The organism is Algoriphagus kandeliae (assembly GCF_004571135.1).
GTDB classification, from domain to species: domain Bacteria; phylum Bacteroidota; class Bacteroidia; order Cytophagales; family Cyclobacteriaceae; genus Algoriphagus; species Algoriphagus kandeliae.
Genome location: NZ_SPSB01000007.1, coordinates 1 through 13420, shown reverse-complemented (window position 1 = coordinate 13420; position 13420 = coordinate 1). Strand labels below are relative to the sequence as shown.

Sequence of the window (13420 nt, the reverse complement as noted above, 5' to 3'; positions counted from 1 at the left end):
TATGGAATTTAAGCTTACCTCCGACTATCAACCTACCGGTGATCAGCCCAAAGCGATTGCTGAACTTTCTTCGGGTATCAAGAATGGTGAATCGGCTCAGGTTCTTCTCGGGGTTACAGGTTCTGGGAAGACTTTTACTGTCGCAAATGTCATTCAAGAAGTCCAGCGTCCGACTTTGGTATTAAGTCACAATAAGACCCTAGCTGCACAGCTATATGGGGAGTTCAAGCAGTTTTTTCCGGATAATGCAGTAGAATACTTTATTTCTTACTACGACTACTATCAGCCAGAAGCATTTATTCCTAGTTCGGGAACCTACATCGAAAAAGATCTCTCCATCAATGATGAAATAGAAAAGCTCCGACTCAGTGCAACTTCGTCTCTTCTTACCGGTAGGAGGGATGTGATTGTGGTGGCCTCTGTTTCCTGTATTTATGGTATCGGAAATCCGGAGGAATTTGCAAAAAGCGTTATTCGCGTTCAGCAAGGAGACCGGATTCCAAGAAATCAATTCCTCTTCAAATTGGTGGATATTCTGTATTCACGAACCCAGCATGAGCTGACGCATGGGACTTTCAGAGTAAAGGGAGATACAGTTGATATTTTTGTGGCTTATGCGGATTGGGGGTATAGGATTTTCTTTTGGGGAGATGAAATCGAAGCTATTCAGCGAATTGATCCAGTTACGGGTAAAAAACTAAATGACGAGAAAATCATTTCCATTTTCCCTGCCAATCTTTTTGTAACTGGTCGCGATACGATCAACCAAGCTATCCATGAAATCCAAGATGACATGGTTGCCCAGGTGAATTTCTTCGAGAAAGAGGGAAAATTTATTGAAGCGAAACGACTTCAAGAACGTACCGAATTCGATTTGGAAATGATTCGCGAGTTGGGTTATTGTTCAGGTGTGGAGAATTATTCCAGGTATTTTGACCGGAGAAAGCCCGGAATGCGACCTTTCTGTTTGTTGGACTATTTTCCCGATGATTACCTTTTAGTGATTGACGAATCTCATGTGACGGTGCCTCAAATTCGTGCTATGTGGGGCGGAGATCGTTCCCGTAAGGTGAATCTAGTGGATTACGGATTTCGTCTTCCTTCCGCCTTGGACAATCGTCCTTTAAAATTTGATGAATTTGAAAGCCTGACTAATCAGGTTATCTATGTTTCGGCTACTCCAGCAGATTATGAATTGGCCCGTACGGAAGGGGTTGTAGTAGAGCAGATTATCCGCCCTACAGGTCTTTTGGATCCTACTATTGAGGTACGTCCCAGCCAAAATCAAATTGACGATTTGCTGGAGGAAATCGATCAAACAATTAAGAAAGAGGCTCGTATTCTGGTAACTACCTTGACCAAACGTATGGCTGAAGAGCTCCAGAAATACTTGGAACGAGCCGGCGTGAAATCAAGATATATCCACTCAGAAGTGAAGACACTTGACCGGGTTGAAATTCTCCGGGAATTGCGACTAGGAATATTTGATGTCTTGGTTGGGGTTAATTTGCTTAGGGAAGGATTGGATTTACCGGAAGTTGCTTTGGTGGCCATTTTGGATGCTGATAAGGAAGGTTTTCTTCGAAATGAGCGAAGCTTGGTTCAAACCATTGGTAGAGCTGCCCGAAATTCTGAAGGGCGAGTGATTATGTATGCGGATCATATTACCGATTCCATGCAGATGGCAATCGACGAAACCAAGCGAAGAAGGGCTCTCCAAATGGCCTACAATGAAGAACATGGAATTACTCCCAAAACGGTTATTAAATCAAGGGAGAAAATCATGGGGCAGACCAAAGTGGCTGATTCCAAGAAGAATGCAAAAGTTTATGCAGAACCCATGCCTGGAGAAGGGGCTATTGCTGCGGATCCGGTAGTTCAATATTTGAGTAAAGAGAAATTGGAAAAGCTGATTGCTCAGACTCAAAAGCAAATGGAAAAGGCAGCAAAAGAATTGAATTTCATTGAAGCAGCTCGACTTCGGGATGAATGGATGAGTCTAAAAAATCGCTTGGCTGAATTGAATCAGGAGCCAGGAAAGTAAACGAAAAAATCATGACTCTTCAGGATGTAAAAAGGCTGGCAGCCAAAGGTGAGGGATTCCAATTGGAATTCAAGAAAAAAGTGGCTTTCCCTGACAAAATTGTCCGTGAACTGATTGCTTTGGCCAATGCCGAAGGAGGTCATCTTTTGGTTGGTGTAGATGATGACGGAACAGTAAGCGGGCAGCGGTTTATTGAAGAAGAGGTCTTTGTTTTGGAAAAAGCTATTCGGGAATTGATACAGCCTGAACTAGACTACAAAGTTGAAATCATTAAAATCAATGAAAAGAAAGGAGTGGCTGTTTTTGAAATTCCTCAAAGCCAAAACCGGCCACATTATTTGTTTGAAGAAAAAAGAAAGAAAGCCTTCATTCGAGTAGCAGATAGAACTGTTCAGGCAAGCAGAGAGGTTTGGGAGATTTTAAAACGAAGTAAAAATCCCCGAGATATTGTTTTTACTTACGGGCCAAAGGAGGAAAAATTGATGAAGATTTTGGGAGATAAGGGTAAAATTACCTTGGCTGAGTATATGCGAGAAGGAAAGCTTCCTAGATTTTTAGCAAGTAAAACGCTTGTTCGGCTGGTATTAGCTAATGTACTGAAAATTCATCCTCAGGAATCCCAGGATTTTTATACCCTTAAAGACTCGGAAGCTTGATCCCAGTTTGAAAAGTAAATCCCTTGTTTCCTTGAATTCCTCCTGTATGGATTGCTAAAATTTTCGAGCCTTTTGGGAAATAGTCTTTCTTAATTAAGTCCCAAATTCCGAATAGCATTTTTCCTGTATAAATAGGGTCTAGCACGATTCCGAAAGTTTCAAAAAACCACCAAATGAATTCCACCAATGATTGATCGTATTTTGCGTATCCACCAAAATGATAATCTGTAAAAATCTGAAATTGACCTTTGGGATTAATGGAGAAAGTTTTGATTAAAGCTTCCATTTCTTTTTTAATGAAATCTCCTTTCAGAGAAGAGAATCCCAAAATCTTCTGATGGTTTTGTGAAGCTTGAAGGATTCCTGCAAAAGTTCCACCCGTGCCGATGGATAAAGAAATATAACTGAATTCCTGATCCTCTTCCTTCAAAATTTCTTGTGTTCCCTTGATGGCTTCAAGATTGGTACCTCCCTCAGGAATCAGATAAAAGTCTCCAAATAAATCATGAAGTTCCTGAATAAAGGAGTCATCGGTTTTCTCCCGGTATAGGCTTCTGGAAATATAGTGGAGGTGCATTCCTTTTGATTTTGCATCGGAAAGGGTGGGATTTAAAGGGAAAGTTTCCTCCCCTCGAATAATTCCAATAGCATTGATTCCCAAGGAATGGGCTGCATTCGCTACGGCATGAATATGATTGGAGTAGGCTCCTCCAAAAGTGAGAAGCGTATTTTTATTTTCCCGGATGGCTTTTTCCAAGTTGTATTTAAGCTTAAAAAATTTATTTCCCGGCACTAATTCATGAACCCAATCCAATCGCTTAATAGAAAGTTCAACCCCTTTTTCCTCTAAAAGGGGATGATCAAGGATTTGATTGATGATTGGATTTGGTTCTAGCATGCGAAAGCTTTTGGGAAAGTTACGGGAGATACTCGTATTTTTACAGCATGTTGCCAACGGAAGACGAATTTGATGAGGAAGACGTAGCCCTCTATGAGCATCATCGGATAGCTGTAGATAAAGGCCAATCTCTTATTCGTATCGATAAATTCTTGACCGAAAAAGTAGCAAATGCCACCCGCAATAAGGTTCAGCAAGCCATAGATAATGGGTTTGTTTTGGTCAATGGTCTTCCTACCAAATCAAACTACAAGGTAAAGCCGCTGGACGATATTCGGGTCATGCTTCCCAAAGAACCTCGAGATACAGAGGTAATACCCGAAAATATTCCATTGGATATTGTCTACGAGGATCAACATCTTTTGGTAGTCAATAAACCAGCCGGAATGGTAGTACACCCGGCTCATGGCAATTGGACAGGAACCCTTGTAAATGCCTTGGTGTACCATTTTCAACAGCTTCCCGAGATGAAAGGAAATACGGGGCGACCAGGTTTGGTCCACCGAATTGATAAGGATACCTCCGGACTCTTGGTGATTGCCAAAACCGAAGAAGCAATGACCGGATTAGCGGCACAATTTTATCACCATACCATTGAGCGAACCTATTGGGCTTTGGTTTGGGGTGATTTTGAGGAAAATGAAGGAACTGTAAACGGGCACGTTGGCCGAAGTGCTAAAGACCGGAAAGTAATGGATGTTTATCCGGATGGAAGTCAGGGAAAACATGCAGTTACTCATTGGAAGGTTTTGAAGCATCTCCGCTATGTGAGTTTGATAGAATGCCGGCTGGAGACTGGAAGAACTCATCAGATTCGAGCTCACATGAAATTCCTCGGGCATCCTTTATTCAGTGATGCTATGTACGGAGGAGATAAAATCCGAAAGGGCACGCAATTTTCGAAGTATAAGTCCTTTGTTGAAAACTGTTTTCAACTTATGCCAAGACAGGCCCTGCATGCCAAGTCTCTTGGGTTTATCCATCCTATTACCAAAAAGAAGCTATTTTTTGAATCCGATTTGCCAGATGATTTTCGGCAAGTATTAAGCCGTTGGGAAAATTATGTACAGTTCGAATAGGATCTCAAAGGGGAATTTCGGGCTCTGAGTAGTGTTTTTTTCTGCGTTGTTGGGGAAATAACCCCAAAACCTTAAACAAAAATCCGGTTTCACTTTGAAAAAAAGTCAAAAAACCAATTTTCATTGGTTCAATTTTTTACGAATATTTAATTTTCAATCGTTTTCGTTAAAAATACTGTAAAAAAATAATTAAAACTTTGAATTATTTGTAAAAAAGAATCGAATTGCTGTATCTTTGAAATGTCAAACGGCTAAAAGTTCTAATTCATACTGTAGGATGTTGAAATTGGCAGACAAGCCCTCCTGTCTCGGGGGTGGGGAGTTTGGGACAAAGCATTTATCGAGCTCGTAAATGCCTAACTACTCCGTGGAGGTTCGAATCCTTCTCCTACAGCAGGTTATTTTGGGTTTATTGTTAATTGATTAAAACCATGGAATTTTATTTCATGGTTTTTTTTTGCCCTGACATTACAAGACTGATTTTTTCTGATTGAGGATTTGTCAATCAGGTTTAGAAAATTCTTCTATCTATTTTCATTTAATTAATTGAATGACCATTTAGATAAAAATAATGTAAAAATTAATAAAAAAAGTTGCCAAAAGTTTAATAAAAGAATGCTTTTGTTAATTTTGAAACATCAACAAATCAAATAGAGGGAATTGATATCAATTCAGCAAAAGGCTGATAAAAACATAAGAAGCGGCGTATAAGCAAGGGAGACAGTTCATTTTTCAAACTGTAAGTTATCCGTCGCTTTTGTTTTGACTTTCGAAACCAAGGATAAGCTATGGTTTTCAAAATATAATCCTGTAGGATGTTGAAATTGGCAGACAAGCCCTCCTGTCTCGGGGGTGGGGATAAGGGAAAAAGCATGGCTCAAACCGGACTATTGCCTAACTGCTCCGTGGAGGTTCGAATCCTTCTCCTACAGCAAAAAGCAGCTATTATTAGCTGCTTTTTTATTTTTTACAGGGGATTTGGTTATTTTTCATCAAACATCGTTTCATGCTCAAAGGAATCCGAGACAGGTTATCACATCATCCCAAACGCAAGCGAGTGCTTAAGTTTGTCTTGGGTTTTTTACTCGCGATCGTCTTCTTAGAATTTTTGGTCTATTTCGGTTCCAATTTTCTTCTTCTCAACTGGACTAGAATAAAAATTAATGAAGCTACCGGAGGCGTTTATCAAGTTGAATTCAACAGCCTAAATTTCTCTTTGTTCCGTAGAGGGGTCTTTCTATCCGGCGTAGTTCTCCATCCTGACCCACAAGCGGGGGCGAATGAGGGGCAAGTGTTATTTGATTTTCAATTGGATCAGTTGGGAATTCGTGATGTCTGGTATGATTGGGATGAAAAAGTCCTGGTGATTGGGAATATCCGTTTAGAAAACCCTAATCTTTCGCTTGAATTACCTCCTGGAGAAAAAGATAAAAACCTAGATGGAGAGGAAAAAGAAAAGATTTCGGGAGTTAAGCGTCTGGAAAATGAAATCAAGAAAAGTATTGATAAGCTAATACTTGGAGGGATTCTGATAGAAAATATTGAAATCGATGATGCCAATTTATTCTTTCAGAACTTTTTAAGCCCTGATGCAATTCATGCTCAAAATACCAGACTTCACATATATAATTTGGATTGGCGGCAAAATCAAGAATGGGAAAATCCATTCAATGCTGAGGGCTTTGATTTTGAATTGCAGCAAGTGGAATTTTCTTTACCTGACGAAGTCCACAAGATTTTTGCAGAGGATGTTTTTATCAGTTCCATGGAAAAACGAATTCTATTGGAGGAATTTTCGCTTTATCCAAATCGTACTGTGGAAAGCCCTGCTTATTATGATTTGAAACTGGAGGAACTTCGAGTAGGGAATGTGGATTTGAATCGGGCTTTCCGTGAGTCAGAACTCCAAATAGATGAAATTATTCTGGATAATCCTGAGATACAGGTTTTGCATAACAAAGCCATTGTAAAAGAAGCCCAAAACTCGGATGAGCCAAAATCAGGTGACCTAAATAAATTGATCGAAGGGGTCCTGAATTCTATTTATATCAAAGAATTGTCCGTCAATAGAGGGAAGTTTCTTTCTGCCGGTTTTTTGGATAGTCTTGAAAATCGAATCGAAGCACGGGAATTCGACTTTAAGATGGTGGAGTTTTACCTAGGAAAAGATGATGATCGAAAGGTTAATCAATTTTTCTATGGGAAAGATGCTGCGATGGAGTTGGGAGATTTTGCCATGTATTTGTCCGACAAATATCATGTGATTCGAGGAAGGAAAGTAACGGCTTCCTCCTTTTTAGATCGGATTTTGGTGGAGGGATTTGAATTGGTTCCTCGGGATGGGGTTGGAATCGAAATAGCACCCAATCAAACGATCAACGCTAAATTGGCCAAATTGGAATTTGAAGAAGCGGACCTTAAAAAGCTTTACAATGAGGGGAAATTGGATGTGGAAAAAATCCTTCTTCAAGCTCCTGATGTGGAGTTGACAGAATTACGCAAGTCAGAGGATTCGAAAGAGGATAGCCTTAAACAAAGCAATCTCCTCGCTGGGTTTTTAAGTGAGGCGAGGATTGGGAATTTTGATCTTCAGGACGGGAAAATTCAATTTAAAAATGCTTCTGGAATTCGCTCCGATGATATTGGTTTTGAAAAGTTCAGCTTAAATCTTGAACAGGTTCAGGTTTCTTTAGATTCTGCGCTAAAAATCCGGGATATACTTTTGGCTGAGGAAATGGTGCTAAGTTTGGATCAATACCAACTCAAACTGAGGGATAATTTACACATGTTCCGGGCGGGGCAGGTAGTTATTGATTCCAAACAGGATTTGATAGAAGTACGTGATTTTTCACTACGACCCGAAAGTCCATCTTCCATTAGTCAAGCATTAGCTACCTACGGTAAATCGGTCGCTTTGGATGTTAGTGTTCCATTTTTTCAGGTAAAAGGAATCGATATTCGGGCAGCCTTATTGGAAGATGTGCTTTTCATTAATGAAATTTTCATCCCTCGCCCTGAGTTTACCTACACGCAGTATCAAAAAAGTAATGTTTCAAGAAGTTCGACGAGCCCAAATACAGTTGAAGATTTTAAGGAATTACTTTCAGCTTATTTCCATACTGTTTCCATAGATTCGGTTCGGTTTGAAGAAGGGAAATTAAATTTCACCGATTTTTCGGGAAGACAGGAAATCAGTTTTTCAGAGGAGGATTTATCGCTCTTTTTAAAAGGATTTTACTTTGATCCAACCTTGGAAGTAGATCCTTCAAAAACATTCTTTTCCGATGAAATCATACTCGACTTAGCGGATTACTCTTTTAGCTTAGCAGAAGGGGATTATGATGTGACGACTAATCATCTCCGCTTTAATACAAAAAATCAGTCCTTGGTAATCGATACGTTGAAGCTTGTTCCTGGGGAAAGCTTGGGTAGCAAGCTGGCCCTGTCTTTAGTTCTTCCAATGGTGTCTTTGGAAGGGGTGGATTTGGAGGAGTTTCTCTTTGAAAATAGCCTTTTATTGGATCGATTAGTGGTTGATGGGAGTAATATCAATTTGGATATCAAATCTGAATTTCAAAAGCAGGAAAGGCAGAAATCAGAGAGGGGGAAAACTGAAAAACCTATGGTTTCTCTGGTTCAGATCGGGGAGGTAATTGCTTCCAATGCTGACTTTTCTTTGGCCTATCAGAAGAATGGACAAGAGGAACAGTCTATACGAACAAAATTTGACTTGGGAGTTGTCGATTTGAAGTTGGATGATCAATCAGATATCCGGCAGGATGCATCTGGGCTTTTCAGCAATTTGTCCATTTCTTTAAATGATTTTCGATTCAATCTTCCTGATAGTGTTCATCAGATCGCTTTCTCAAATTTTGATTTTGATAGCGAACGCGATGAGACGATTTTCTCTGGAATCAGCATTAATCCTATCGACCCGAATAATAAGGAGAAATTTTTTATTCAGGGGAAAATCAAGGAATTGGGTATCAAAAACAATGAATTGGTTTCCATTCAGGAAACGGGAGTTTTTGATATTCAAAATTTACGTATTTCCGGTCCGGATTTAAAGTTGGTGATGAATCCTTATGCTGAAAGTAAGACCAAACAAAAGGCAACGAAACCTTCAAATACAGAAGGACTGATTCAGTCCATTTTATTAAGAGGAATGGATTTAGATAATGGTCGAATCGCTATTCATAAAAAGAACCTAGGTCCAGTCAATGGTTTGGCCTTCCAGCAAGTAGAGGCTTCGGTTCATGGCTTGGATTGGAATCTGACTCAGATGAGTGATCAACCAATTCTTAGAGATCTTTTAGAAGGGGATACCCGAGTTTCTTTTGGAAACTATGAGTTTTTTACAAAAGACAGTATGGAGTCAATTCGTGTAGGAGAAGTAGTATTTGATGGTGAAAATCTCGAAATGGATATGCTTCGTTTCGCCCCTACCAAAGGCCGCTATGCTTATTTACGGGAAAAGGGATTTCAAACCGATGCCGTTGACTTGAGAATAGAAAAGCTACGGGTAGAGGGAATAGATTTTCCCGCATACTTTGAAGAAAATAGGATAGTTGCCCAAAAGCTCGAAGGCGATGATTTTCATTTGGATATTTTTCGAGATAAGCGATTGCCGATTTTGGAAGGAGTCTATAAGCCTATGCCCCAGCAGATTCTACAGGAGATGTCCTTTTCTCTCAAACTTGACTCATTACTCTTAAACCGTGGTAGAGTTCGTTATCAGGAATTTACTCCAGGGTCTCCTTTACCAGGTCAAATCTCCTTCGAAGAGGTTTCTGCTTCAATTTCCCCTATTGCAACCAGTAAGGAATCGGAAGAATACCCGCTAAAGGAATTGGATATTATTGCCAACACAAAATTGATGGGAGAGGGGGATGTGAATATGCAAAGCCATCTTTACTTCGAGCCTCCTTATCCGATGGATGTTACCATTCAATTGGGCGCCATGTCATTGGAACCTTTGAATAATATTTTGTCAAAAGGGGCATTTCTAAATGCCAGAGAGGACGCACAGGTCGTTTCCGGGGACTGGAGTTTCAGAATGGATGAAAATGAGGCGATCGGGAATATGCGTTTCCATTATGAAAACCTGAAAGTAGATTTCTTGGATTCCATGACCCTAGAAAAAGGAAGAGGAAAATTAGCTTTGATTTCCTTTTTGGCGAATACCCTAATCAAAAATAATAACCCCCGAAAGCTTTTTGGCTACACCGTTCTGAGTGACATTTATGTGAAGCGAGATACTTCCAAGTTTATGTTTAGCACTTGGTGGAAAGCAACTCTGAGTGGATTAAAAGGCTCCGTAGGATTGGGTCAGCCCGCCATTCCAGTCCGAAAAGAAGAGGAAGAAAAAGAGGACTAATCACGATTATTTTCTGATGATTTTTAATTGTTGCTGGTATTTACCCCAGTTCAACTGAACAATAAATAATCCGAGATTGGATTGTAGGTGCTGATTGACAACTTGGGAAACCTGACCTGGAGATCGAACTGTAAAGCTTTCTGTCACCCCTCTTGCATCTGAAATTCGAACAAAGATGGGTTCATCTGAATAAACAGAGGTATTGATCAAGTCAATATTCACTTCTCCATGTCGATCACTTGGGTTCGGATAGGCTACCCAATAATTGTTACCTGAAATGGCCGGAACAATGATAGACTGAACATTGCTATACGAGGATTTTTGATCAAAGCTGACATCCTTCAATCTATAGTAAACTACACCTCCAGATCCTGGAAGATCTTCATCGATGAATTTATATTCCTTAGGTTCCATGGAATAGCCTGCACCAGCTACTTCCCCGATTTTCTCCCAGTTATTGATACCATTGACTGATCGCTCAATTTCAAAATGAGAGTTTTCCCACTCCTTCGCCGTCGCCCAAGTCAATATTCCAGATCGAGTCGCATCATGGAAAGAAGCGTCGAAGTAGAGGTATTCTACAGCCAAAATTCTAACGTTAGCATAAACAATGTAAACAACACCACTGCCACCATTTCCACCGGTACCGTATCCAGCTCCTCCACCTGATCCAGTTTTATCCTTACCTTTTCCTCCAACAGCAGTTGGTGAATCAAGATTTCCGTCCCCGCCTAATTTGACTTCATCTAATGAACTTCCTCCTTCTCCAATTTTTTCTGTTCCATTGAAGTATTCTCCAATTCCTCCGCCTCCGGCCCCAAAATATCTTATTGAATCACCTAAAGTAAGTGTGATAGCATCTCCGCCTCGGCCTCCTTCTCCTTGTCCTGCGCCTGCAGCTTTACCATTTTGACCATCATTTGCAGGAGGTAATTTCCAAGGTATCAATCCTCCTCCTCCTCCTCCAGCAATTGCGTTTTGAGGATCATTATAATCCCCGTTTCCTCCTGGATTTCCATTATAAATAATATCTGGAGTTCCGGAATAAGTTATAACTATGGGTGTACCACCGCTTCCAGCAGATTTATTTGGTGCTGGAGTGGCTCCGCCCCCTCCTCCAGAAGCACCATCTCCACCAGGATTTACGTTTTGAGATCCTCCACCTCCTCCACCGTCAACTATAATCGTTATTGGGCTTCCATCAATAGATCCAGTAAAAGAAGAAGGTTCTCCAGGTGATCCTGGATTATTAATTCCGACAGCACCAGAACCACCGTCACCAACCTCAATATTAAAAGGTGTTCCAGCAGGTAAACCGTATGGATTTGAAGTTGTAAAAGTTTGAACTATCATAGCACCAGAACCTCCTCCACCTGAGCCTTCCCCAGAGCCTCCTCCTCCACCTCCGCTACCTACGAATACAGTAAACTCGGCAAGGCCCTCTGGAGCCACCCAAGTATCGTCACAGGTATATTCAAGTACTGTATATCCAGATTTTGAACCATCATCAATTACAGTCACACAATCAGTTTGATCTGCATCCGGACAGGAATAAGAAATGACTACAAGGCCATCCCCTCCTTTTCCTTTTTGGCCAGACCAAGCACCACCACCACCACCAGGGGAAGACCCATCTTGCCTATTTGGTCCGCCTTCTCCACCAAGTGGGCCTCCACCATCCCCTCCCTTGTTTCCAGGCCTATCATATCCATCTTCTCCATCATATCTAGTGTCATACGTTCCGCCGCCTCCTGTTGACCATCCCCCATTAGCATAAACTAGACTTGTACCTATTTGATCTGGGGCACTTGAATCACGGGTAACGTATGTTGAACCTCCATTAGCACCGCTATTTTGTCCACCTCTTCCGACTATCAATCCAATAGGTTCTCCTGGAGTTACGGGAATATCTCTGCGAATTGAATAGGCTCCACCACCACCTCCACCACTAGAATTTCCAGCTCCTCCTCCTCCATACACTTCGATTGTGATGGAGTATACATTTGCAGGAACATAGAAAGTTTGAAAATCGCCTGTGGAATTTGCTTGGAATACTGCAGAACAAACCCCAAAATAAGTGGTTGGACGTTCTGTGAATGTCACAGAACAACCTCCTGTTGTTTTTTCTAAGCTATGAATTTGAACAGTATAGGTATCCTCAGTACTATTGATTGGAACTGTTGAAAATGTTCCTTTTCCATTTCTTACTGTAAAGGTGGAATATTGGGTAGTTGAAAATGATCCATCCCCCTGTTTTATTTGATATCCCACTTCGTACCTTCCATCCGTTAGCATTGTAGGGTCGCCAAAAATTGTGACAGAGGCAGAACCACCTATAGTAGTAGCTGATGCAGACGTTACTGAAGTCAATTCGTAAACAGGAGTAACGTCAATAGTTCCTGTAGCTACTAAACCATTGGTGCATTCTCCTACGAGTGGAATGCTATATTCATAAACTCCTGTAGCAGTTGCAGTTCCTGAGAATTCAATTTCTTTTGTTGTGCTATTATATGATGCAGAAATTCCTGGAGGAAGGCCGTTTGCTCCTTGGATATTTTCTTGATCTATTCCGTAAATAACACCTGAAACCTCTTGAGTAAAAGGCGTAGGAGAAGGGATTGTAGGGCTTGTTATACAAAGGCTAAAAAACGGATTTAGATCAACTATAGTCGGAGTCGGGTTGACGGTGACCTCGACTATGAAATCAGGTCCTGCACAGGATCCTGCAGGCGAAGTTGGGGTGACTGTATAGGTTGCAGTTTGCTGCGAACTGGTTGGATTAAAAAGAGTCCCGGAAATGGTGTTTTGTCCGGAAGCGGAAGTTCCCCCAGTGATTCCTCCTGTTACAGTGGGGGCGGCCCAGGAGTAAGTGGTTCCAGCAGGGACTATTCCATCGGAACCATCGATAGGTTCAAGTTCAAATAAACTTCCGTCACAGACAGTGACTGTGAGGTCAGAAATATTGGCGATTGGGTTGACAGTGATTGCTCCAGAGATCGAACTTATTATAGTCCCGCAAGAGCTACTTACTTCGACATAGTAATAATTTGTGCCCACTGACGAAAGATCGCTAGGTGGATTGTAACTATTTGAGGTCGCTCCCGAAATTAAAGTTCCTCCAGAATTTGATGGAGCTGAATTTTTAAACCATTGATATGATAATGCTCCAGTACCTATTGCTGTTACAGAAATAGTAGATGTTGGGTCATTTTCACAAACTGTTTCTGGTATTGTTGAAGGCTGTAAGGTGATTTCTGTTTCCGGGGTTACGGTCAGCTGAACGATATCGGAGTTGACTGATCCGCAGGTTGCACTGGTAGCGGTGGCGAAATAGTAGAAGGTTCCGTCGTTCGAGATATCGGGAGT

Annotated in this window: 6 protein-coding genes; 4 read left to right on the top strand and 2 right to left on the bottom strand. The window is 41.1% G+C overall.

What is annotated here, in order from left to right:
- The first annotated feature begins 1 nt into the window (after window position 1).
- Both uvrB and E4S40_RS16910 read left to right on the top strand, forming a co-directional pair.
- Window positions 2-2044, top strand: a complete 2043-nt coding sequence (gene uvrB / locus E4S40_RS16915) for an excinuclease ABC subunit UvrB (RefSeq protein WP_135077099.1) — start codon at window positions 2-4, stop codon at window positions 2042-2044.
- An 11-nt stretch (window positions 2045-2055) separates the two neighbouring features.
- Window positions 2056-2700, top strand: coding sequence for an AlbA family DNA-binding domain-containing protein (locus E4S40_RS16910; protein ID WP_135077096.1), 645 nt, complete (start codon window positions 2056-2058; stop codon window positions 2698-2700).
- Here E4S40_RS16910 and E4S40_RS16905 read toward each other — a convergent pair.
- Window positions 2681-3598 carry a 1-aminocyclopropane-1-carboxylate deaminase/D-cysteine desulfhydrase gene (locus tag E4S40_RS16905; RefSeq protein ID WP_135077093.1) on the bottom strand — a complete coding sequence of 306 codons (918 nt, stop codon included), beginning with the start codon at window positions 3596-3598 and terminating at the stop codon, window positions 2681-2683. The genes E4S40_RS16910 and E4S40_RS16905 overlap by 20 nt on opposite strands.
- 47 nt (window positions 3599-3645) lie before the next feature.
- On the opposite strand from E4S40_RS16905, the gene E4S40_RS16900 reads away from it, so the two are divergent.
- The gene (locus E4S40_RS16900) at window positions 3646-4677 is read left to right on the top strand and encodes an RluA family pseudouridine synthase (protein WP_135077090.1); all 1032 of its coding nucleotides are present in this window, start codon (window positions 3646-3648) and stop codon (window positions 4675-4677) included.
- A gap of 1006 nt (window positions 4678-5683) precedes the next feature.
- The gene (locus tag E4S40_RS16895) at window positions 5684-10054 is read left to right on the top strand and encodes an AsmA family protein (protein WP_135077087.1); all 4371 of its coding nucleotides are present in this window, start codon (window positions 5684-5686) and stop codon (window positions 10052-10054) included.
- A gap of 6 nt (window positions 10055-10060) precedes the next feature.
- Here the strand turns inward: E4S40_RS16895 and E4S40_RS17125 are convergent.
- Window positions 10061-13420: glycine-rich domain-containing protein (locus E4S40_RS17125; protein ID WP_317129241.1), on the bottom strand; the 3360-nt coding region annotated here is incomplete at its 5' end.

What these genes read in the sequence shown, in the direction of transcription:
- uvrB (WP_135077099.1), top strand. Translation starts at nt 2, where the DNA reads ATGGAATTTAAGCTTACCTCCGACTATCAACCTACCGGTGATCAGCCC.
- E4S40_RS16910 (WP_135077096.1), top strand. Translation starts at nt 2,056, where the DNA reads ATGACTCTTCAGGATGTAAAAAGGCTGGCAGCCAAAGGTGAGGGATTC.
- E4S40_RS16905 (WP_135077093.1), bottom strand. Translation starts at nt 3,598, where the DNA reads ATGCTAGAACCAAATCCAATCATCAATCAAATCCTTGATCATCCCCTT.
- E4S40_RS16900 (WP_135077090.1), top strand. Translation starts at nt 3,646, where the DNA reads ATGTTGCCAACGGAAGACGAATTTGATGAGGAAGACGTAGCCCTCTAT.
- E4S40_RS16895 (WP_135077087.1), top strand. Translation starts at nt 5,684, where the DNA reads ATGCTCAAAGGAATCCGAGACAGGTTATCACATCATCCCAAACGCAAG.